Source organism: Shewanella algidipiscicola (assembly GCF_003605125.1).
Taxonomy (GTDB): domain Bacteria; phylum Pseudomonadota; class Gammaproteobacteria; order Enterobacterales; family Shewanellaceae; genus Shewanella; species Shewanella algidipiscicola.
In genome coordinates this window covers 61,234-83,480 of the sequence record NZ_QPQT01000017.1, presented here as the reverse complement: position 1 = coordinate 83,480, position 22,247 = coordinate 61,234, and the positions used below count along the sequence as shown (strand labels likewise).

The window sequence follows — 22,247 nt, the reverse complement described above, 5'->3', positions numbered from 1 at the left end:
ATGTTCCAGATTTTATCAATAAAAGGCACGATCAACTTCTTACGCCATGCGTTGCCGATCAGCATCTTGTCACTGATCTTAGTGGTAGGTTCATTGGCCTCGTTAACGTTTAAAGGCATTAACTGGGGGTTAGATTTTACTGGTGGTACAGTGGTTGAGATGGAGTTTTCTCAACCGGTTGATCTTAACCAGTTACGCAGTGTGTTGACGTCAGATGCGACCGATGGCGCCGTGGTGCAGAACTTTGGTTCGAGCCGCGATGTGTTGGTGCGTTTACCGGTGAGAGCGGATATCAAGAGTGATACGCAAGTGGAACACGTGATGGAAGCCGCGAGTGCTATCGATCCTAGTGTGGTGCAAAAGCGTGTCGAGTTTGTTGGTCCGCAAGTGGGTAAGGAACTTGCTGAGCAAGGCGGTTTGGCGGTACTTGTTGCGTTGATCTGTATCCTCATCTATGTCTCTTTCCGCTTTGAGTGGCGTTTAGCCATGGGGTCGGTGGCCGCACTGGCTCACGATGTGATTGTGACCTTAGGGGTATTTTCGTTCTTCCAACTGGAATTCGACTTAACCGTGCTGGCGGGTTTACTCACAGTTGTCGGTTATTCACTTAACGACACTATCGTGGTATTTGACCGTATTCGTGAGAATTTCCTCAAGATGCGTAAAGGCACCCCTGAAGATATTGTCAATACCTCAATCACTCAAACCATGAGCCGTACCATTATTACCACAGGTACCACCTTGGTGGTTGTTGTGGCGCTATTTCTTAAGGGCGGCACCATGATCCATGGTTTTGCGACAGCCTTGCTGATGGGGATTTTTGTGGGTACTTTCTCATCGATTTACGTAGCGAGTTTCCTCGCTGTGAAATTGGGGATCAACCGCGAGCACATGATGCCTGTTGAGATTGAAAAAGAAGGCGCTGATCAAGATGCGTTAATGCCTTAAACAAAGATAAGCATGGGCGATAACGTCATTTATCGTCCTGCTTACTACAGTTGAATGTCACTAATCATGATGTTTAAGTCAAAAAGCCACATGTTGTGGCTTTTTTTACATTAAAATGTTGATTTTTTGATCGTATTTATCCTCGACAAACAACCCCTATTGACGCTAGGATGTTGGCGGCTATTTGATAGGCCTAACCGTTCGCAGTCTGAATTGTTGCAGTAGGAGAATACACATGGAAGATCGTACTAGATTAGTCGCCGGCGGCAACTTGTTACAAGCCCATAGCTGGAAAGGGATGCTTGAAGCTTGCGGTATTGAGGTTGAACTGCGTGGTGAAGCACTGCTAGGTGGGGTAGGAGAGCTGCCTGCCGATCTGCAAGATGTTGAACTTTGGGTCAGCGAATCTCAATATGAGGCGGCAAGAGCGCAGCTTGAAACCTTAAATACTGATAGTCCGCAATGGCAGTGCCTTAAGTGCCATGAGATGAATGAAGGCAGTTTTGAACTGTGTTGGCACTGTAGTGCCGAACGTAGCGAACGGCTCAGTTAATGCTGTGATTAAGCGATTACAGGTTTGATGAGTCAGTTTAATTAGCTTAATCTATTTTTACCCGCTAGTTGTTATGTTTATCGAGCGTCTCTTACGTCATCGTCTCAGCATATAACCTCACCTCTACGTATGTCATATGATTATTCTAAGTATGTCATATGATAAAAAAGACTCAGCTTTAGTGGATGTGAGTCTACCGTGCCAGTCGCCTTGTTTGTGTGCTAATGCTATTATTTGCTTACTATTTTGTCCTCGGCTTTAGCTAAAGAGAGCGCCTCCTTATGCAGTATTTTCCTCTATTTGTTGATACTCAATCCCTACGGGTTTTAATTATTGGTGCCGGTGAAGTGGCCAGTCGCAAATTGGATCTGCTGAGTCGAACCTTGGCCGAAATTGAGGTGATTGCCCCCGACATTTGTGATGAGGTGCGCTCTTATGCCAGACAAGGTCGGATCAGGCTGCACCAGCGAGCGGCCAACATTGATGACATCGCAAATGTCGATCTTGTATACCTAGCGACGGGCGATGATATATTTAACCGTGATATGGCACGACACGCGACCGCGCAGGGGATCTGGGTCAATGTGGTTGATTCACCTGATTTGTGCCGTTTTATTACGCCATCGATTGTTGACAGAGGTCGCCTTCAGGTGGCCATAAGCACAGCGGGTGCTGCCCCAGTATTTGCGCGCGAGCTACGTTCACGTTTAGAAAATTGGTTGCCTAATTCACTCAGTGAACTGTTTGATTTTATTGCCGAGAGGCGAGTCGAGGTGCAGCAACGTTTGCCTGACTTTAGGCTGCGTAAGCTATTTTGGGAGCAGTTTTTTATTAGTAACGGCGATAAGTTTGATGCTGATACGCCTAGGCGCTATGAAAATGCGTTTAGGCAGCTATCGAGTGAGGGGGAGATTTTATTGATTGACGATCAAACCAAAGTTGAGCTGCTACCGATTGCAGCCATGCCCTTATTACAGCGAATAGACACACTTTGTAGCGATATTGCGCTGCCTAGCGATTTAGTTGAATTAGTCCGCCGTGATGCGTCGCGAGCGAGTATACCTTCTCTGAGCGTTATCAATGCCCAGTATGCAAAAGGTGAGCGAGTGTTGCTGTATGCGCAGGTGGCGACGATTTCAAGGCTGGTGGCTCATTTTCCCATGGCGAAGTGGTTACGCGGTGGGTCGCTATAGCGCAATTGTACGCATTTCCACAGTACCGACTGTGTGTTGCTTGGCGTAATTAAGGTAAACTAGCCATATCATTCACAATTTTGATTAATATGGCCCCTAAAGCAACGGTTTACAAAGCCCACCTACAGATAGCCGATATGGATCGTGGATATTACCATGATCATAACCTTACCCTCGCACAGCATCCATCAGAAACCGATGCTCGCATGATGTTGCGCCTACTGGCATTTGCCCTTAATGCCAGCGATAGCTTGCAGTTTAGCAAAGGTTTATGTGTTGAAGATGAGCCAGAGTTATGGCAAAAATCATTAAGCGACGAAATAGAACTCTGGGTTGAGTTTGGTCAAAGTGATGAAAAATGGGTTCGAAAAGCCTGTGGCCGTTCAAAACAGGTGCAGTTATTTGCTTACGGTGGACGCAGCGTACCGATATGGTGGCAACAAAATCAACAAGCGTTTGCACGTTATCAGAATTTGAAAGTGTGGAATATCCCCGAAGAAGCGGTAAAAGCCATGGGGGAGCTGGTAAGTCGCAGCATGATAGTGCAATTTAACATTAGCGAAGGCGAAATTTGGATGTCTAATGATCTTGGCAGTGTGCAGATCGTTCCCGAGGTGCTAAAAGAGTAGTACTTACTTATATGTTGAGAGCTAAAAAAGCCAGTCTCAAGACTGGCTTTTTACCGTTTTGCAAGGTGACTGGTCCATGATTAGGTAGTTTCAGCCATAGACGTTCCATCTTCATCCTTAAATTTACTTTTTTCAACATGATAAGTGCGGTGATAACTAGAGTTGACACCACACCGGTAATCGTTGATAGCGTCATCGCTAGGCCAGCGTCTAAGGACGTCGAGTTGAGCTGGAAGCTTAATACCACTGTGCTCATCCACAGGACAGGCAACAGTGGCATATCATTGGCATTAAAGTTGAAAAATCGCTTGCTGCAAAGCCAAGTAATAGTGAATGTGCGCTCGGCACGATTAGCGCCATGGTTAATCCTACCGACATGAACAGCAATAATTCTTAAGAAGATGCTAATATTAAAGCCCGTTAACTTGCTAAGTAAGCCTGTAGGTGCAGAAATAAACACATCTGTTAAGTTAGCCATAAAATGAGCGACATAAAATGAGCGACATAAAAAAGAAGTGTTCCTATTATGGCATGGGCCAAGCCTTTGGCAGAGTGCTTGAAAGGGACTCTTGAGGAGCATAGCACTAGCTCTTAAGAGAGCACAACAGTTCACTTTGCGCTATAGCGCATGGTTTTACTATCAATTATAAGTTATAACATGCGTATTAATTAAATCTTTTTTGAGGTTAAGATGTCAGACTCAATTCATGGTCATCAAGTGATGCAACTCATGCTGTCATTAGGCGGCGCTATATCGAAAACAGAACTTATTAAATTAATGGCGACTCATTTTGGTGAACAGGCCACATATCATACGTGTTCGGCAACAGAGATGTCGGCTGAGCAACTGATTGCTTTTTTAGAGCGTAAAGGTAAGTTTACTGAGTCATCAATGGGGATTGAGACCGCTGCCGATAAGATTTGTCATCATTAGCCATTGCAGCGATAGGGCGGCGTCAGTATACGCTGTCCTACCACATCACTTACGTCTATCGAGTTAGTCTTGGCTTTCATCAATAAGTTGTTGTATGGCTTGTGGTGACTTGTCGGCAAAATCTTTTATCATCAACCGGATAAGTCGGGACTTGGCAATTTTTGCGTCACTGGCCAGTTGATTGAGCTGTGCGATACTGTTTTCGGTAAGGGTGAAGGTGGCGTGGCGAAAAATTTTACTAGATTGCTTTTTAAGGCTAACCGTTTGCTTGGCTTTGTGTTTCTTCTTCGTGCGTTGAGATAGGCTGGGTTGGCCAAATGCATAGTTATTGGCATCTTCGATAAACTCTTCGAGCGAGAGTTCCTTGCGCGGCTTAGGCTTACGCCGCTTAAGATCAGTTAAGCTCATAAGAATTTTCAGGTGGTATGGCGAGTAGTTCATCGCAAATAGCACGTATTTCGATGGCGGCTTTACCGTCGGGCTCAATTTCAAGTACCGATGAGCCTTGCTCTTCGCTATCGTCATAGATATTGCGGCTGAAAGTGACTGCATTTAATGCCCTTAGCCCAAAGGATTCGACCACCTCTTTGGCTTCTAAGATGCGCTTATACTGATTAGGCAATGATGGACATTGAGTTATAACTACTGCAGCGACCATTTTGGGATTGACCATCTTACAGGTACTGAGCATATCTTCCATGTGGGGTAGGGTTTTGAGATCGCGGCGTTTAGGCCGCAGTGGTAATAGCACATAGGTGGCTACCGACATGGCAGCACGCATGGCGAGGTTGTCTTGGCCGCCACAATCAACAATCACATAATCAAAGCGTTGATCGAGCCCGAGTAAATCGTTACGGATTTTACCGTATAGCTGAATGCAGTTGATGGTTGGGAGGTTGGGATCTTCATTACGAGCTTGGATCCAATCTGAAGTGGTGCGCTGTGGGTCACAATCTACCATTAACACATTCGCGTTATGTTTTTGAGTGATATGAACAGCAATATTTTGCGCCATACAGCTTTTTCCAGCGCCTCCTTTTTCACCGCCTACAAGCAAAATCATGTGTGTCTCTCCATCAAGTCGAGCGTTGGATTACTTAGCATTACATAAGTGTTTTTTAGTATAGATTAGCTCACTGAAATGACTAAATAATCTGCAACGCGGTGCGATAGTTTTCGCTATTTTGTTGTTGGCAGCGGCACACTTGAGCCTTAATTGTATTTTGTTTGTCGGTATTGTGGTTGAAGGTGATATCGAGTAATTCGCCTAAGGTAAAAGGTAGGTGATATTCGATGAGAATGCCCCGGCGAGAAAGGTCGGCACACAAGGCATCAGCATATTTAGTCTCGCCACTGGCATCTGTCCAAGCAATCTTAATTCGCTCCGACTCCATGTCTACCCGTAATGATTGACGACGTTCATCAAGCTCTTGCTGTAGGTTCATTGATATTCCTTGCTAGGTTGAGATAGTCCAATGGGTTAAAGCTAGCACAATTTGGGTGGGAAGCCATAGTGAAACAAACGGCGCTGAAAAAGCGCCGTTATGGTTTGATAAGCAAGTAATTATAAGTCATCGCTATTACGAGGATAGGGCAATTTAAGTTGACCCCAACGAATGACGATCACAGTGCCGGCGAGGACTAATGTTGAAACGGCAATCGCAAAAATACGCCAGTCGTCCATGCTCTTCATATCTAAAATCAGATATCGAGCGAGTGCAACAATGGCGATATACAGTGGCATTCGTACTGGCAGTTTTCCTGACTCAGCATAATTAGCCACCATGGCTAATACTTCGAGATAGATAAACAGCAGTAATAGATCTTCTAGCGCCACTTTGCGCATGATTATGATGTGTACGACCTCTTGTCCAATCGCCACCATAGTGGCAATGGCGATAATGATTAAGACGAAGTACTCAACAGCCTTGATGCTTTTTGAACCATAGCGAATATAAAGCTTTCCCATAAACAACTCTCATTAGTGTTTTTATAGATGGTATCAACAATTACGTATTGCGCTAGCAGATGTTTGTGATTTTATTCACAAAGTGATGCATTAATGTCCCAGATAAGGTGTGATTGAATCTCAATGTTATGTTGAGTCTGTCGGGTAAGGGATTCAATAGTGCTTAACTTTGAACACTAGCTTTGAAAATAGTGACGTGTAGCTTCAGTCTTGGATATGGTTGAACGGTAAAGGCTTACTATTTTCGGTGCAATACAAATTATCAGTAATGTTCGTAATACTTCAAGAATATGAGTAATAGCGTTAATCAGCGGTATTGATGGATTGCCATTCGCAGATTAGAGCATGAAGGGGAACAAGGACAAATATAAAAAACCGCTCATCAAGAGCGGTTTTAAATTGTTACGTTATCGCACGTTATCGAGGTAAAGGGACCTTAGGATCAACGCTTCAGTGCTTCACTGAGTAATGGACGAAAACTTTTAACCAATAATCCAGTCGCCTTAGGCGTGCCGGCAATGATGTTACCTGAACTCATATACCCATGGTTACCAGTAAAGTCGGTAACGGTACCACCGGCTTCGCGCACGATAAGGTCACCAGCAGCGATATCCCATGGTTTAAGACCTATTTCAAAAAACGCATCCATACGGCCAGCAGCCACATAGGCTAAATCGAGAGCCGCTGAGCCAGCACGACGCAAATCGGCACACATGCTGAAAGTTTCAGCAAATAGCTTCATGTAAGTTTCAGAATGTTGTTTGGCTTTGAACGGGAAACCTGTAGCAATAATTGTTTCATTCAAGTCGTTAGTTTTACTTACGCGCAAACGAAAATCGTTTAATTTTGCGCCTTTACCACGCACAGCGGTAAATAGCTCGTCACGAACAGGATCGTAAACGACAGCGACTTCGGTTTTGCCTTTGTATTGTACGGCAATGGATACCGAGAAATGAGGAATGCCCCTAACAAAGTTGTTGGTGCCATCCAAGGGATCAACAATCCACATATAGTCTTTATTGTCGCCCTTGTTTTCGCCACCTTCTTCGGCAACGATAGTGTGGTCTGGGTATGACTTGCGAATTTGATATGTAATTGCTGCTTCTGCTTCTTTATCCACGTTTGTTACGTAGTCATTGATACCTTTTGCGCTAATTTCTACACGGTCAAGTTCGGTGTAGGCGCGCATAATCGTTTGGCCGGCAGCGCGAGCGGCGCGCACAGCAATAGTCTGCATCGGATGCATTACAATCCCCTGGATGTTAAAGAACAGATATAAATAATCGGCGCACATTATACGAGATTTTACGGTTATATCAAATAGAGATTTTTATATAAGGGATCTGACTTCGCTGTGATACCATCAAGGGTACTGTTCTATAGATAGAAATTAAAAGTTTCATGCTTAGCAATATTCGTGTAGTTCTCGTAGGAACCTCCCATCCTGGTAATATTGGCTCTACCGCTCGTGCGATGAAGACCATGGGATTATCGACCCTGTATTTAGCCGAACCTAAAGTGGCGCCAGATGGCCACTCTGTTGCTCTGGCAGCTGGGGCATCAGATATCTTAAAGCATGCGGTGACGGTAGATTCGCTTGCCGATGCGATTGCAGATTGCAGCTTAGTCATTGCGACAAGTGCCCGTAGTCGCACCCTTGATTGGCCAATGCTTGATCCGCGTCAGGCTGGAGAAAAGCTGGTGGCCTCGGCAGTTAATGGGCCAGTGGCTATTGTATTTGGTCGTGAAAATAATGGTCTCTCTAACGAAGAGCTACAAAAGTGTAACTATCATGTGGCGATTCCGGCCAATCCTGAATACACCTCACTGAACTTAGCGCAAGCGGTGCAAATCATCTGTTATGAAGCGCGTGTTGCTTTCCTTAATCAGTCGCCTGAGGTGGTTGAAACCGTTGAATACCCTTTAGCAAAAGAGCAAGAGAACTTTTTTAATCATTTAGAAAACACCCTATTGTCGACAGGCTTTATTGTTAAACAGCACCCAGGGCAGGTGATGACTAAACTGCGTCGTCTGTTTAGTCGTGCCAGAATTGAAAGCCAAGAGATGAATATCTTGCGTGGTATTTTAACCTCTGTTGATAAAAAAGTGACCTTGGCCGATAACGCGCAACAAGCGCAATACGACCCAGCAGTTAAAAAGGAAGATTAAGTCCATGGGCGTCATATCCAGAATTAAAGATGATATCGAGTCTATTTATCACAGAGACCCTGCGGCAAATAGCACCTTAGAGATATTGATGAACTACCCAGGTATGCAAGCAATTTGGATACATCGCCTGAGTCATAAATTATGGAAACGCAAATGGCGCCTAACGGCTCGAGCGATATCGACTTTTTCTCGCTGGTTAACTGGTGTCGAGATCCATCCCGGCGCGACCATAGGAGATCGGTTTTTTATCGATCATGGTATGGGCGTTGTGATAGGGGAAACGGCTGAAATTGGTAATGATTGTACCCTTTATCATGGTGTGACCTTAGGGGGCACAACATGGCAAGCGGGTAAGCGTCACCCGACCTTGGGCGACAATGTGGTGATTGGTGCCGGTGCCAAGATTCTGGGACCTATCACTATGCACGATGGTGCTCGCGTGGGGTCAAATTCTGTGGTGGTCAAAGAAGTGGCTAAAGACACGACTGTGGTGGGGATCCCTGCAAGAGTCGTGGCTAAACCGACGGAAAAGTCTAAAGAACATGCCCAGCGCCGCACCGAAATGGCCAAAAAGTATGGCTTTGATGCTTATGCAGTGTCACCTGATAACCCAGACCCAGTTGCCAATGCTATCGGCCAGATGCTCGATCATATGCACCTAATGGACTCTAAAGTACAAGAGGTGTGCCAAGCCGTGCAAAGTATGGGAGGCAGTGTCTGCACCGAGCGCCTGCCTGAACTCGATGTTGATGAGTTTAGTGATGTAGAACAAGCTGCTGCGGAAAAGCGCCAACATGCGATTGATGAGTTTGATCCCATAATTTAAGAAAAATCAGATTAATTGCCTCGTGACATTGAATCTTGCAAGCGAAACAGGTTAAATACCCCACTAATGAATCAGGGTATTTTATCTGTTTCGTTATCATCTTTAATACCTGACTAAATTGCTAGGTTTTATACTTGACTAAATTACTCAAGTATGGTTGAATTGACCTAAGCATTTTAGAGAGCAGTGGTAGCTATGAAACTTACTTCAAAAGGGCGCTATGCAGTAACGGCAATGTTAGACGTTGCTATGCATTCTACATCTGGCCCAGTGCCGTTAGCTGACATCTCCGAACGTCAGGGAATTTCCCTATCCTATCTTGAGCAACTCTTCGCTAAATTACGTAAACATGGATTAGTCTCGAGCGTAAGAGGCCCTGGCGGTGGTTATCGTTTGGGATTTGACGCCGGTGAAATATCGGTCGGTATGGTCGTCAGAGCTGTGGATGAATCTGTTGATGCCACCCGTTGCCAAGGTTTGGGAAATTGCCAAAGTGGAACTCGCTGTCTAACCCATTCACTTTGGGGTGATTTAAGCAAACAGATTTCAGATTTTTTAAATGGCATTAGTCTTGCCGGATTGATGAACAAGCGAGATGTTCAATTTATCTCAATTAAACAGGACAAAATACAACAGGAACAAAGAGTAACTGCTTAAGTTAACTTTGTTATTTGACTAATATTTATTTTTTGTACGTGGTAAGCGGTCTGTTTTGGCCCGCTAAGTACGGAGTGTGAGATGAAGCTTCCTATCTATTTAGATTATGCTGCAACAACGCCAGTCGATCCTCGTGTTGCAGAAAAAATGATGCAATGCCTGACGATGGATGGCATTTTTGGCAACCCAGCATCACGTTCGCATCGCTATGGCTGGCAAGCCGAAGAAGCGGTTGATATTGCTCGTAACCAGATTGCTGAGTTAATTAATGCCGATCCGCGTGAGATAGTGTTTACCTCTGGCGCGACAGAATCTGACAACTTAGCCATCAAAGGTGTAGCCCATTTTTACCATAAAAAGGGTAAGCACATCATCACCAGTAAGACTGAACATAAAGCGGTACTCGATACCTGTCGTCAGCTAGAGCGTGAAGGGTATGAAGTGACTTACCTAGAGCCTGGCGCTAACGGTATAATCCCGCTTGAAAAAATTGAAGCAGCGATGCGTGAAGACACTATTTTGCTCAGTCTAATGCACGTCAATAACGAACTTGGTGTCATCCATGATATCGACGCTATTGGCGAACTGTGCCGGGCAAAGAAGGTGATTTTCCACGTTGATGCCGCGCAGAGCGCGGGTAAATTGCCTATCGATTTACAGAAAACCAAAGTCGATTTAATGGCGATTTCAGGTCATAAAATGTACGGCCCCAAAGGTATTGGTGTTCTTTATGTCCGTCGTAAGCCCCGTATCCGTCTAGAAGCCATGATGCATGGTGGTGGACATGAGCGTGGTATGCGTAGTGGTACCTTAGCAACACATCAAATTGTCGGTATGGGTGAAGCGGCTGCCGTAGCTAAAACGGATATGGAAGCCGATACCGCACGCATTCGTCGCTTACGTGACAGATTGTGGAATGGTATCAAACATATCGAAGAAACCTATATTAACGGTGATGTAGAACAAGGGTACTGCGGCATCTTTAACGTCAGCTTTAACTTTGTTGAAGGTGAGTCATTGATGATGGCACTGAAAGATTTGGCTGTTTCGTCAGGTTCTGCCTGTACATCAGCAAGCTTGGAGCCAAGTTATGTGCTTCGAGCGTTAGGACTAAACGATGAAATGGCGCACAGCTCAATCCGTTTCTCAATTGGTCGTTTCACCACAGAAGAAGAGATTGACCACGCGATAGAGACCATTAACAAGTCTATTGGTCACCTAAGGGAGATGTCTCCATTGTGGGAGATGTTTAAAGATGGCGTTGACCTGTCTCAGGTTGAATGGGCACATCATTAATCTGGCTAATAAACGAATAGAGCGATTGGAGCAGAATCATGGCTTACAGTGAAAAAGTAATAGATCATTATGAGAACCCGCGTAACGTTGGTTCATTCGACAAAAACGACCCATCAGTGGTGACCGGTATGGTCGGTGCACCTGCCTGTGGTGACGTGATGAAGTTACAACTTAAAATTGACGATAACGGTATTATCGAAGATGCAAAGTTTAAAACTTATGGTTGTGGCAGTGCGATTGCGTCAAGTTCATTAGTGACCGAGTGGGTAAAAGGTAAAACTATTGAACAAGCGCAAGCGATTAAAAATACGGATATTGCTGAAGAGCTTGCATTACCGCCTGTTAAAATCCACTGCTCAATTTTGGCAGAAGATGCGATTAAAGCGGCGTTAGAAGACTACAAGTCTAAGCATCAGAAGTAATATTCGGAGTTAACATGGCAATAACGATGACTCCAGCGGCTGCCGAAAGGGTGAAAAGCTTTTTGGCCAGTCGCGGGAAAGGTATTGGATTACGTTTGGGGCTTAAAACCTCAGGATGTTCAGGTATGGCTTACGTACTTGAGTTTGTTGATGATCTGAATGCCGATGATGAAGTTTTTGATATCGATGGGGTAAAAATTATCATCGATGCAAAAAGCTTTATCTACCTTCAAGGTATCGAGTTAGACTTCATTAAAGAAGGACTCAATGAAGGATTTCAGTTTAATAACCCTAACGCAAAAGGGGAGTGTGGCTGCGGCGAAAGCTTCACAGTCTAACTACCGAATCTAATACATGAACTACTTTGAGTTGTTTAGTTTATCGCCTGTATATGACCTCGACACTGCCTTGCTTGCAGAACGCTACCGCGATCTGCAGCGGACAGTGCATCCCGATAAGTTTGCTAATGCCAGTGAGCAAGATAAACGCATAGCCGTGCAGCGCACTGCGCAGGTAAACGATGGGTATAACACGTTAAAGCATCCTATTTTGCGTGCCGAACATATGCTGAGCTTAAAAGGGATCGATCTGAGCCACGAGTCCACCACGGTTAAAGACACGCAGTTTTTAATGCAGCAGATGGAATGGCGTGAATCACTCGAAGCGATCAAGCATTGTGATGATCCCGATAAGTTGATTGATCAATTACATCACTCGTTTGCCGACTATCGAGAGCAGATCACGGCGCAAATGAGTCAGCTGGTCGGTAGTGATGATCAACAAGCCTTGCTGGACGCGGCCGATCTGATCCGCAAACTCAAGTTCATGGCGAAATTGCAAGATGAACTCGCTAGAGCCGAAGATGCGCTTTTTTAGAGGCGAATAATTGTTGATTGGCTCAATATCTATTGAGCCTTTATTTTTTTAAGTTGGATAGATATGGCACTTTTGCAGATAGCTGAACCCGGACAAAGCGCAGCTCCTCATCAACATAGGCTAGCTGTGGGGATCGATCTAGGCACCACCAATTCTTTAGTCGCCGCGGTTCGAAGCGGCGTAGCAGACACGCTTGCCGATGAAACCGGGCGTCATGCACTGGCCTCTGTGGTGCGTTTTACTCAAGAGGGTGTGCAAGTCGGTGTTGAAGCCGAGCGATACTCAGCCCAAGACCCGCTCAATACGGTTGTCTCCGTTAAGCGTTTCATGGGACGGAGCTTGGATGATATTCAAGCGCAAGACCAATCGTTACCTTATCAATTTTCTGCCAGTACCAATGGTCTACCATTATTTAATACCGCCGGTGGACAGCATAATCCGATTCAAATTTCAGCAGAAATTTTAAGGCCATTAGTTGAACGTGCCGAAAAAACCTTAGGTGGAACGCTTGAGGGTGTGGTGATCACTGTGCCAGCATATTTCGATGATGCACAGCGTCAAGGCACTAAAGATGCTGCCGGTCTGCTTGGTGTAAAAGTACTACGTCTACTTAATGAGCCAACTGCAGCGGCGATCGCCTATGGCTTAGATTCTGGCCAAGAGGGGATGATTGCCATTTATGATTTAGGTGGTGGCACCTTCGATATCTCGATTTTACGCCTCAATAAAGGCGTGTTTGAAGTGATGGCGACAGGTGGTGACTCTGCGCTGGGTGGCGACGATTTCGACCACGCATTAGCGCAACATCTGCAAGAGCATTGGCAATTAAGCAGCCTGACGGCGCAAGAGCGTCGTGCACTATTAATTGAAAGCCGTCGCGTCAAAGAGGCGTTGACAGAAGACGATAGTACGCTCGCGCATTTACAACTTGCTGATGGACGTCAGTTACAACAAACAGTGACTAAAGCACAGTTTGATACACTCATTGAGCCGTTCGTTAAAAAGACCATCGCCAGTTGCCGCCGAGCTTTGCGCGATGCGGGCATCAAAGCCGATGAAGTGCTTGAAACCGTCATGGTCGGTGGCTCGACACGTGTCCCGCTAGTGCGTCAACGTGTGGCCGAGTTTTTTGGTCGTCCGCCTTTAACCTCTATCGATCCTGATCGCGTCGTTGCCATTGGTGCCGCGATACAAGCCGATATTTTGGTGGGTAATAAACCTGACTCCGATCTATTATTGCTTGATGTATTACCCCTGTCGCTGGGTATCGAAACCATGGGCGGATTGGTTGAAAAGGTCGTTTCACGTAATACCACCATTCCAGTGGCCAGGGCACAAGAGTTTACCACCTTTAAAGATGGCCAAACCGCGATGGCATTTCATGTCGTGCAGGGCGAACGTGAATTAGTGGCCGATTGCCGCTCGCTTGCGCGCTTTACCTTAAAAGGTATACCGCCAATGGCTGCTGGTGCAGCGCACATTCGGGTTACTTTTCAAGTGGATGCCGACGGGTTACTCAGTGTTACTGCAATGGAAAAGTCATCAGGGGTGCAAGTAACGATTCAAGTCAAACCTTCATTCGGGTTGACCGATGAAGAAATTGGTTCGATGCTCAAAGATTCAATGGCCCATGCGAAAGAAGATATAGAACGTCGTATGGCGGCAGAACAACAAGTTGAAGCCGCGCGGGTGTTAGAATCACTTTCGGCAGCACTGGCCAAAGACAGTGATCTGTTATCCGCTGAAGAAGCCAATGCCATCGAGCAAGGTATGGCTCATTTGGTACAAACTGCGGCGCAGGGCGATGCAGATGCTATCGAAAAAGCGATTGAAGCATTAGATAATGCAAGTCAAACTTTCGCAGCAAAACGTATGGATAATTCTATTCGATTGGCACTTAAGGGCCAGTCGGTTGACAATATATAGGTAAGAGTATGCCGCAAATAGTTTTTTTACCCCACGAAGAGTTATGTCCTGATGGGGCGGTTGTCGAAGCACAACAAGGTGAAACCGTATTAGACGTTGCATTACGTAACGGTATTCATATTGAACATGCGTGTGAAAAGTCTTGTGCGTGCACAACTTGTCACGTGATCATCCGTGAAGGTTTTGATCAACTTGAAGAAAGCGATGAGCTTGAAGATGACATGTTAGATAAAGCTTGGGGGCTTGAACCAGAGAGCCGCCTCTCTTGCCAGTCTCGCGTGCCTGACTGCGATCTTGTGGTGGATATTCCTAAGTACACCATTAATATGGTCAGCGAAGGTTAGTTACGTTTACTACCGACTCGTCAGCTAGTTTATGTAAAGCCAGTCTTTTGACTGGCTTTTTTATGTTCTCTGATGCTATTTATTCTTCATGTGGTCGGCTTGAGGTGAACTTTGATAAAATACATGGTGATGTCGATATGACAGGCATCAATAGCGCTTTCAACTGAGGGATTAACTTACTCAAAGCTCAAAGCTCAAAGGCCAGATTTTTAATGGGCTTGGGATAAGATAGCGACTATGCTTCTAACATTATCGTTTTACAGGAGCATATTTATGCAGTGGATAGACTCTCTCGACATCGCCTTATCGCTTTTAGAAGCGCATCCAGATGTCGACCCGCAACAGATTAGGTTTACCGATTTACGCCAATGGGTACTAGAACTTGATGATTTCGACGATGACCCAGCCCATTGTAATGAACGTATTTTAGAAGCAATACAGCGCTGCTGGATTAACGAATACGATTAAGCAGGTGTTTTCTGTTATTTATAGCGTCTTGCTGCTAGAGCTTAGGGCTGCCTTTTCCAATGAAATTGCTGATTAGGGTCATCTCGTATTAATAGAGGTGCTATGTAGCCGTAATTAGCTTATTGCTTGAATAATCTTGTTATTTAAAGGTAGGTTTTTGTCGATTAATTTCGTATAATCCGCGCGAATTTTTTTAAACCTGTTTATTAAAGGAAGCTAGACATGGCTATCGAACGTACTTTTTCTATCATTAAGCCTGATGCAGTTGCTAAAAACCACATCGGCGCTATCTATAACCGTTTTGAAACAGCTGGCCTTAAAATCATCGCTTCTAAAATGGTTCACCTAAGCAAAGAACAAGCTGAAGGCTTTTACGCTGAGCACAGCGAGCGTCCTTTCTTTGGTGCGCTAGTTGAATTCATGACTTCTGGTCCAATCGTAGTACAAGTACTAGAAGGCGAAAACGCAGTGCTAGCTCACCGTGAAATCTTAGGTGCGACCAACCCAGCAGAAGCTGCGCCTGGTACTATCCGCGCTGATTTCGCTGAAAGCATTGACGAGAATGCGGCTCACGGTTCAGATTCAGTAGCATCTGCTGAGCGTGAAATTGCATACTTCTTCAGCACTGAAGAACTTTGTCCACGTACTCGTTAATTTGAGTGTGTTGCATATTGCAAACAAGGAGCCTAAATGGCTCCTTTTTTGTCTTTGGTTTTTAAGGCAAAATAACCATGATGTGATTTTTTGTTATGACTACCCACTTACGCGAGAGTTTAATCACAGTCATTCTCCATTAACCTGTTTAATAAGTAGATGAGATATCGATGAAAATCCTAGCCGATGAAAACATGCCCTATGTTGAAGCCTTGTTTGCCGATGTAGGTGAGGTGGTGCGTGTTGATGGACGTAAGCTTACGGCTGAGCAGGTGATTGATGCCGATGTGCTGCTGGTACGCTCCGTGACCCAAGTTAATCGGCAGTTGTTAGCCCTGAATACACAACTCCAATTTGTTGGCAGCGCCACCATTGGTATGGATCATATCGATCAAGTCTATTTAACTGAACGCAATATATGTTATACCAATGCGCCAGGGTGCAATGCCACTGCTGTCGGGGAATATGCTTTTATTGCCATGCTTGAACTGGCGAGACGTTTTGAACAGCCGTTAAAAAATAAGACGGTTGGCATTATTGGCGCTGGTAATACTGGCTCGGCGCTGCAAAAGTGCCTGCAGGCGTATGGCGTCAAGGTACTACTGCATGATCCACTGTTAGCCACATCTGATGATCCACGTAACTTTGTCGCCTTAGATGAGCTAATTACCCGTTGTGATGTGATTTCATTACATGTGCCATTGACCAAAAGTGGTGCGCATCCTACTTGGTACCTGTTTGATGAGGCGCGATTAGCCAGTCTTCGCCCCGATTGTTGGTTACTAAATTGTTGCCGTGGTGAGGTGATTGATAATCGTGCATTGTTCGCGATTAAACAGCTGCGTGATGATCTCAAATTGGTGCTCGATGTATGGGAGGGTGAGCCCCACCCAATGGCAGAGCTGGTGCCTTATGTTGACATTGCTACCCCGCACATTGCAGGTTACAGCCTCGAAGGTAAGGCCCGCGGCACTTTTATGCTTTATGAAGCGTTAATGGCACATTTAGGGTTAACTGCCCATAAGTCGATGGATGAGCTGCTGCCCCCCTTGTGGAGTCAGCAATTAAACCCAGCGTCAGTCCCCGATGAAAACGCATTATTGAGTCTAGTTAGGCTGGTTTATGACCTACGTGATGACGATCTAGTTTTTCGCAATCGCTTCCTTAATCATAATGGCTTTGACCTGATGAGAAAAAATCATAAACATAGACGTGAATTTAGTGCGTTAAGGCTAGCCAATCATGCTGGTTCTGATGTAGATTGGGTGCTCAAATTAGGTTTTTCAGGAGTCGGTCTGTAATTATGTCGCAGGAATATAACGTAGTCGTATTAGGTGCATCGGGTGCCGTGGGTCAAACAATGATTGAGATCCTCGAAGAACGCAACTTTCCCGTCGCGAATTTGTACCCATTAGCCAGCAGCCGCAGCGCTGGTGATACGGTAACATTCCACGGTAAACAGGTCGAAATTTTAGATGTTGATACCTTCGACTGGTCACAAGCGCAAATTGGCTTTTTCTCTGCTGGTGGCGATGTCTCTGCCAAGTGGGCTCCTATCGCCGCCGAGCAAGGGTGCGTTGTAATCGATAACACCTCACATTTCCGCTATGACATCGATGTGCCGTTAGTGGTCCCCGAGGTTAATCCGCAGGCGATTGCCGATTTCCGTAATCGCAATATAATCGCTAACCCTAACTGTTCTACCATTCAGATGTTAGTAGCACTTAAGCCTATTTATGATGCCTTTGGTATTTCACGTATTAATGTTGCGACGTATCAATCCGTGTCGGGTTCTGGTAAGCAAGCGATTGAAGAGTTAGCTAACCAATGTGCTAAGTTACTGCAAGGTTTGCCTGTTGAACCACAGGCGTATCCTAAACAGATAGCCTTTAACGTATTGCCACAAATTGATGTGTTTATGGAAAATGGCTACACCAAAGAAGAGATGAAAATGGTGTGGGAGACGCAAAAAATATTTGGCGATACCCAAATTGAAGTGAACCCCACCGCAGTGCGAGTACCGGTATTTTATGGACACTCAGAAGCTGTGCACTTGGAAACGGTACAAGCGGTGGATGCCGACGAGGTTAAAGCGGTATTACGCGATGCTCCAGGTATTGAATTGTTTGAGTCTGATGATGACTACCCAACGGCAGTAACTGATTCGGCTGGCAGTGATCCTGTGTATGTTGGCCGAGTACGCAAAGATATTTCGCATCCTAATGGCATTAATATGTGGATAGTTTCTGACAATATCAGAAAAGGCGCAGCACTCAATAGTGTGCAGATCGCCGAGGTGTTGATCAGGGATTATTATTAATTTATGGACCTTTTCTAAGGTTTACTTTAAAAAGCCTGCAATATGCAGGCTTTTTTGCTGTTGCTACTTGTTTTTAAATCGTGAAGAGTAGCAGGGCATGAAATTCTGGTTTATAGTAATCTCAATAAATACAATTGCCTAAAGCATGCTGCCAATTTGCAGTATTATAAAGCTTGAAAGGGAAGAATGGATGAACCTTCGCACATCGCACCTCACTGGCATCATTGCCAGTGCTCTTGTTATTCTCACTACTGCATCGGGCTTGTTATCGGCGGCTGAACCTCTCAAAATTACCGGTCCCGATGGCGAGCAACGTCAGGTTATCCGTCAGTATGGTCCAACGACGTCTGCTGATACCTTTTGGAGCATCGCACAAAAAACGCGTCCCGATGACAGTGTTACCGTATATCAAGTGATGGCGGCTATTTATGAGGCAAACCCCCATGCGTTTGCCAACAATAATTATAATAGCCTTGAAAAAGGCATGATCCTGCTGATCCCATCCAAAGCCGTGATGGCGGCCATTCCTAAGAGCTTAGCAAAGCAACTGGCGCAGACTAACGATGCTGGTTGGCAACAGAGTAAGTCACAAGCAACTAAAGCACAGTCAATGCCACCTCGGCCTACAGCTACGCAGCCGCCAACAGTTGTTGCAGCAAAGCCTGTGAGTCAACCTGATAGCACACCTACAAGCGTGGCTGAAACGGTTAAGCCAGCGGCTCAAGTAGACCAAATCACAAAGGGCAGTGCTGATGTAGTGCAACAGGCTCCTCTGAATGCAAAGTTAGAAGCACAACAGGCAAAAAATTTATCATTAACCGATGAACTGGCTCGCGCAGAAGATAAACTTAATCTTGCCGCCAATGATAATCAACTACTGCAAGACCGAATTGCTCAACTTGAAACCAGAGTCGCCGAATTAGAAGAAGCGTTGCTTATCCAAAAAGAGCAAAAGGCAGATCTAAGTAATCAAGTCACGCAACTCAACCAAGAATTAACCGCTGCTGAGCTGTCAGAACCCGTTGCTGAAACGGGCGATAGTTGGCGTACCATCATGAGTAACCCGTTATATATCGGGCTTGTAGCTGCCATTCCTGCATTATTATTACTACTGCTGATTGCGGCACTGGTATTAAAGCGTCGAAACGCGAGTGATGCAAACACTCCAGCAGGCGAGGAGGCATCACCTCAGAATGCTGCAGAGATAGCTGCAACCCAACGTATTGCCCCGAGCGATGAAGCTGAGGATGAGTCCGATGCTGTGCATCTTGACGATGAAGTCGATACGCTCGAATCTTTGATGAGTGTCGATAACGACGGATTACAACCTGAGAACGATTTCAGCGACGACTCTGAAAATCTCGATATGGCCCCAGAGATGTTTATTGATACCGATAGCTCGCCAAGCGAACCCCAAGAGGATGAGGGGCAATCACTGGATGATCTTTGGGCTGAAGCTATGGGTGAACAGGAAGAAGAAACTTATAACGGCGTCATAGAGCAAGACGATCTAGATTCCTTGTTAGCCGATATGGACAGCACTGAACCTGTTGCCAATGAAACAGAGTCTACAACCGATATAGCGTCTTCAACCGACACCGAAGCAGATCTCGATGCATTACTGGCTGAATTCGATGCTTCAGAAATAAGTGAAGCGCAAGATGATAATGAAGATCTATCGCAACAGATTGCTCAAGAATTGGAACAAGACGCCGAAGATGATAGTTTCGAAGAAGCCGACTTAGACAGTTTATTAGCGGAATTTGATGCGCCTGTAGCCCCTAAAACTGAAGAAGCCTTAATTGAAGAGGTCAATTTCAACTCAGTTGAGCAAGATGATACCGTCATCCAAGAGGCTCGGGAGGCGGGCCGTGATGAAGCTAAAACCGCAGAAATGGCGGCACAAGCGCTAGCCGCGGCAACCTTAGCCAGTGACAGCTTAATCGAAGAGGTGGCATTCGAGGCAGAGCAGCAAGTCGATGCCGACAAGCAAGAGACCGCTGACAGTGACGAAGCCAACGCGGCTGCATTGGTTGCTGAAGAGTTAGCTAATGATAGCTTAATCGAAGACGTCGCTTTTGAGGCTGATGAACAAGATATTGCCGAGCAAATCGCTGCGGAGCTAGCGGAAGACGATCTCAGCGACACCCAGGAAGAAGATCTTGATGCCTTACTTGCTGGTTTTGGTCGTGCAGCCAATAGTGACAATGACGCGGCAGACGATGTTGAGGCAGACGCTAATGATACTAATGCACCACTTAAGCGTGGTAGCACCGCAGCACCGTTAGAGTTTGAATCATTTGCAATTGAGCAAACACCGACTCATAGCGCTGACGAAGATGCAGATATTGCGCTCGATCTCCCAAGTGATGATGTGTCGCTCGATGATCTGCTTGCCGATCTCGAGTCGGTTGATAACAAAGAGAGTCAAGTTAAAAATGAGCAGGGATTTTTTGACGATTTAAAAGGCAATAAGCGTTCTGCCGGTAACATTCTCGAATGGGACAATGCCACCGAGCAGCAAGAGGTTGATGCCCAAGCGGATAATGAGGCAGCTGATAAACCAGATGATGAATTGTCATTAACCCTAGAAGATGATGATAACCTCACCGTTGACGAAGCATTAGCGGCGTTAGATGCACAAGAGCGCCAACGTAAGCCAGCACAAGCGGTTGCTGAGCATGATCTGACGGCATTCCAACAAGACAATGGCTTTATCGATATTGATAGGCTGTTAAATGAAGCGGATGAAGAACATAGCGAGATAGATCAATACAAAGAGTTAAATGTCGATATGGGCGAACTCGATGATTTGATGGGAACTACCACCATGGTCGATGTCGATGATGAGGAAAACTCGGTTAATGCCAAACTTGACTTAGCCCGTGCCTATATTGAGATAGATGATATGGACAGCGCGAAGGCATTACTCAAAGAGGTTCAACTTGATGGTAATGAGCGCCAACAAAGCGAAGCAAAACATCTGTTAAGCGATCTTTAAAGCGTTAGTAACCCCACCACTCGCGTGTTGCTGTCATGCCAACACGCTAATAAAAAAACGGCGCTAGCGCCGTTTTTTTATGCCAGTACATGGGCATTATTAGTGAAGTCCAGAAAAGAGAGGGAGGTTTTTAGCCTAGGACACCATACTTGACTCGTTCGGCTTGAGTTATTTGTCCAGTTCGTTAGCACGGTATGCTAGAATCGCGCGCCTAGCACAATTTTAATTGAAATAAGGATTGGTATTTCATGCGCGTAGCATTAGGTATCGAATACGATGGCAGTCGCTATTTTGGCTGGCAGCGTCAAGCCGAAGTTGATTCGGTACAGGCTCAACTTGAACGAGCACTCTCAATCGTTGCCAATGAGCCAATAGCGATTCAATGTGCCGGCCGTACCGATGCCGGGGTGCATGCCACTGGGCAAGTGGTGCATTTTGACACCAATGCTAGCCGTAAACTCAGTGCTTGGACCTTGGGCGTCAACGTTAACTTGCCTGATGATATTGCCGTGCGCTGGGCTCAAGAGGTTGATGATGAGTTTCATGCCCGTTTTAGCGCAACCGCGCGCCGATATCGTTATATGATTTATAATCATCAGCTTCGTCCTGGGATCTTGCGTGCTGGCGTGAGTCATTACCCAGGCGATATCGATGAACATAAGATGCATCAAGCGGCGCAGAGCTTGTTAGGCGAGCAAGATTTTACCAGTTTCAGGGCGATACAATGCCAGTCTAATACCCCATTTCGCTGCGTGCATGAAGTCAATGTGACCCGCCAAGGTATGTATATTTGTGTCGATATTAAAGCCAACGCATTTTTACATCATATGGTGCGTAATATTGTCGGATCATTGCTTGAGGTGGGGTACGGGCGTCAACCCATAGGTTGGATTCAAGGCTTGTTAGCGCTAAAAGATCGTACTCAAGCGGCGGCAACCGCTAAACCCAATGGTTTGTATTTAGTCGATGTGACGTACCCTGAATCATATCAGTTGCCTCAATTAGCACTTGGGCCATTGTTTATGCTCGATTAAGTATTTTGGCTGCGTCGTGGCTATCGTG

At 45.6% G+C, this 22,247-nt stretch carries 26 protein-coding genes; 20 read left to right on the top strand and 6 right to left on the bottom strand.

The window, feature by feature from the left end; all coding sequences use genetic code 11:
- From secF to DVO77_RS16710, 4 genes are all read left to right on the top strand, one after another.
- The gene (gene secF, locus DVO77_RS16725; protein ID WP_110458859.1) at positions 1–948 is read left to right on the top strand and encodes a protein translocase subunit SecF; all 948 of its coding nucleotides are present in this window, start codon (positions 1–3) and stop codon (positions 946–948) included.
- 235 nt (positions 949–1,183) lie between these two features.
- Positions 1,184–1,501, top strand: coding sequence for a putative signal transducing protein (locus DVO77_RS16720; RefSeq protein WP_110458860.1), 318 nt, complete (start codon positions 1,184–1,186; stop codon positions 1,499–1,501).
- A 281-nt stretch (positions 1,502–1,782) separates the two neighbouring features.
- Positions 1,783–2,694 (top strand): precorrin-2 dehydrogenase/sirohydrochlorin ferrochelatase family protein, encoded by a 912-nt coding sequence (locus DVO77_RS16715; protein WP_119979093.1) that lies wholly within the window; start codon positions 1,783–1,785, stop codon positions 2,692–2,694.
- 89 nt (positions 2,695–2,783) lie between these two features.
- Positions 2,784–3,323 carry a YaeQ family protein gene (locus tag DVO77_RS16710; RefSeq protein ID WP_110458862.1) on the top strand — a complete coding sequence of 180 codons (540 nt, stop codon included), beginning with the start codon at positions 2,784–2,786 and terminating at the stop codon, positions 3,321–3,323.
- Positions 3,324–3,330: 7 nt separating this feature from the next.
- On the opposite strand, the gene DVO77_RS16705 is transcribed toward DVO77_RS16710, so the two are convergent.
- Positions 3,331–3,801, bottom strand: a complete 471-nt coding sequence (locus DVO77_RS16705; protein WP_162924208.1) for a hypothetical protein — start codon at positions 3,799–3,801, stop codon at positions 3,331–3,333.
- A 213-nt stretch (positions 3,802–4,014) separates the two neighbouring features.
- Here DVO77_RS16705 and DVO77_RS16700 point away from each other — a divergent pair, with 213 nt between their 5' ends.
- Complete coding sequence (locus DVO77_RS16700; protein ID WP_110458864.1) at positions 4,015–4,257, top strand: YecH family metal-binding protein; 243 nt, start codon at positions 4,015–4,017, stop codon at positions 4,255–4,257.
- 63 nt (positions 4,258–4,320) lie between these two features.
- Here DVO77_RS16700 and DVO77_RS16695 read toward each other — a convergent pair whose 3' ends face one another.
- The 5 genes from DVO77_RS16695 to suhB all read right to left on the bottom strand — a co-directional run bounded on the left by DVO77_RS16695 (position 4,321) and on the right by suhB (position 7,472).
- Complete coding sequence (locus DVO77_RS16695; RefSeq protein WP_110458865.1) at positions 4,321–4,665, bottom strand: replication protein RepA; 345 nt, start codon at positions 4,663–4,665, stop codon at positions 4,321–4,323.
- Complete coding sequence (locus tag DVO77_RS16690; protein ID WP_119979091.1) at positions 4,652–5,320, bottom strand: AAA family ATPase; 669 nt, start codon at positions 5,318–5,320, stop codon at positions 4,652–4,654. Before DVO77_RS16690 ends, DVO77_RS16695 begins: the two co-directional genes overlap by 14 nt.
- An 82-nt stretch (positions 5,321–5,402) precedes the next feature.
- Positions 5,403–5,702, bottom strand: a complete 300-nt coding sequence (locus DVO77_RS16685) for a PilZ domain-containing protein (protein WP_119979090.1) — start codon at positions 5,700–5,702, stop codon at positions 5,403–5,405.
- 119 nt (positions 5,703–5,821) lie between these two features.
- A complete protein-coding gene (locus DVO77_RS16680) occupies positions 5,822–6,226 on the bottom strand; it encodes a phosphate-starvation-inducible protein PsiE (RefSeq protein WP_119979089.1) in 405 nt (134 codons plus the stop codon).
- A gap of 442 nt (positions 6,227–6,668) precedes the next feature.
- Positions 6,669–7,472, bottom strand: coding sequence for an inositol-1-monophosphatase (gene suhB / locus DVO77_RS16675; RefSeq protein WP_119979088.1), 804 nt, complete (start codon positions 7,470–7,472; stop codon positions 6,669–6,671).
- Positions 7,473–7,627: 155 nt separating this feature from the next.
- Here suhB and trmJ point away from each other — a divergent pair, with 155 nt between their 5' ends.
- The 15 genes from trmJ (at position 7,628) to truA (ending at position 22,219) form a co-directional block, all read left to right on the top strand.
- Entirely contained in the window at positions 7,628–8,395 is a 768-nt protein-coding gene (gene trmJ, locus DVO77_RS16670) for a tRNA (cytosine(32)/uridine(32)-2'-O)-methyltransferase TrmJ (RefSeq protein ID WP_110458870.1), read from the top strand.
- Between the two features lie 4 nt (positions 8,396–8,399).
- Complete coding sequence (cysE, locus tag DVO77_RS16665; protein WP_110458871.1) at positions 8,400–9,221, top strand: serine O-acetyltransferase; 822 nt, start codon at positions 8,400–8,402, stop codon at positions 9,219–9,221.
- A 195-nt stretch (positions 9,222–9,416) separates the two neighbouring features.
- The gene (gene iscR / locus DVO77_RS16660) at positions 9,417–9,878 is read left to right on the top strand and encodes a Fe-S cluster assembly transcriptional regulator IscR (RefSeq protein ID WP_110458872.1); all 462 of its coding nucleotides are present in this window, start codon (positions 9,417–9,419) and stop codon (positions 9,876–9,878) included.
- A gap of 81 nt (positions 9,879–9,959) precedes the next feature.
- Positions 9,960–11,174 (top strand): IscS subfamily cysteine desulfurase, encoded by a 1,215-nt coding sequence (locus DVO77_RS16655; RefSeq protein WP_110458873.1) that lies wholly within the window; start codon positions 9,960–9,962, stop codon positions 11,172–11,174.
- 38 nt (positions 11,175–11,212) lie between these two features.
- On the top strand, positions 11,213–11,596 hold the full coding sequence (iscU, locus tag DVO77_RS16650) for a Fe-S cluster assembly scaffold IscU (RefSeq protein ID WP_110458874.1): 384 nt from the start codon (positions 11,213–11,215) through the stop codon (positions 11,594–11,596).
- 14 nt (positions 11,597–11,610) lie between these two features.
- On the top strand, positions 11,611–11,934 hold the full coding sequence (gene iscA, locus DVO77_RS16645) for an iron-sulfur cluster assembly protein IscA (RefSeq protein ID WP_110458875.1): 324 nt from the start codon (positions 11,611–11,613) through the stop codon (positions 11,932–11,934).
- Positions 11,935–11,950: 16 nt separating this feature from the next.
- Positions 11,951–12,472, top strand: a complete 522-nt coding sequence (hscB, locus tag DVO77_RS16640; RefSeq protein WP_110458876.1) for a co-chaperone HscB — start codon at positions 11,951–11,953, stop codon at positions 12,470–12,472.
- Between the two features lie 63 nt (positions 12,473–12,535).
- On the top strand, positions 12,536–14,398 hold the full coding sequence (gene hscA, locus DVO77_RS16635; protein WP_119979087.1) for a Fe-S protein assembly chaperone HscA: 1,863 nt from the start codon (positions 12,536–12,538) through the stop codon (positions 14,396–14,398).
- A gap of 8 nt (positions 14,399–14,406) precedes the next feature.
- Positions 14,407–14,742 (top strand): ISC system 2Fe-2S type ferredoxin, encoded by a 336-nt coding sequence (gene fdx, locus DVO77_RS16630; RefSeq protein ID WP_110458878.1) that lies wholly within the window; start codon positions 14,407–14,409, stop codon positions 14,740–14,742.
- Positions 14,743–15,009: 267 nt separating this feature from the next.
- Positions 15,010–15,210, top strand: coding sequence for a Fe-S cluster assembly protein IscX (iscX, locus tag DVO77_RS16625; RefSeq protein ID WP_110458980.1), 201 nt, complete (start codon positions 15,010–15,012; stop codon positions 15,208–15,210).
- Positions 15,211–15,432: 222 nt separating this feature from the next.
- Positions 15,433–15,864, top strand: a complete 432-nt coding sequence (ndk, locus tag DVO77_RS16620; RefSeq protein ID WP_110458879.1) for a nucleoside-diphosphate kinase — start codon at positions 15,433–15,435, stop codon at positions 15,862–15,864.
- 170 nt (positions 15,865–16,034) lie between these two features.
- A complete protein-coding gene (locus DVO77_RS16615) occupies positions 16,035–17,165 on the top strand; it encodes a 4-phosphoerythronate dehydrogenase (RefSeq protein WP_119979086.1) in 1,131 nt (376 codons plus the stop codon).
- A gap of 2 nt (positions 17,166–17,167) precedes the next feature.
- On the top strand, positions 17,168–18,184 hold the full coding sequence (locus DVO77_RS16610) for an aspartate-semialdehyde dehydrogenase (protein WP_119979085.1): 1,017 nt from the start codon (positions 17,168–17,170) through the stop codon (positions 18,182–18,184).
- A 190-nt stretch (positions 18,185–18,374) separates the two neighbouring features.
- Complete coding sequence (locus DVO77_RS16605; RefSeq protein ID WP_119979084.1) at positions 18,375–21,185, top strand: FimV/HubP family polar landmark protein; 2,811 nt, start codon at positions 18,375–18,377, stop codon at positions 21,183–21,185.
- 248 nt (positions 21,186–21,433) lie between these two features.
- A complete protein-coding gene (gene truA / locus DVO77_RS16600; RefSeq protein ID WP_110458883.1) occupies positions 21,434–22,219 on the top strand; it encodes a tRNA pseudouridine(38-40) synthase TruA in 786 nt (261 codons plus the stop codon).
- Positions 22,220–22,247: the final 28 nt, after the last annotated feature.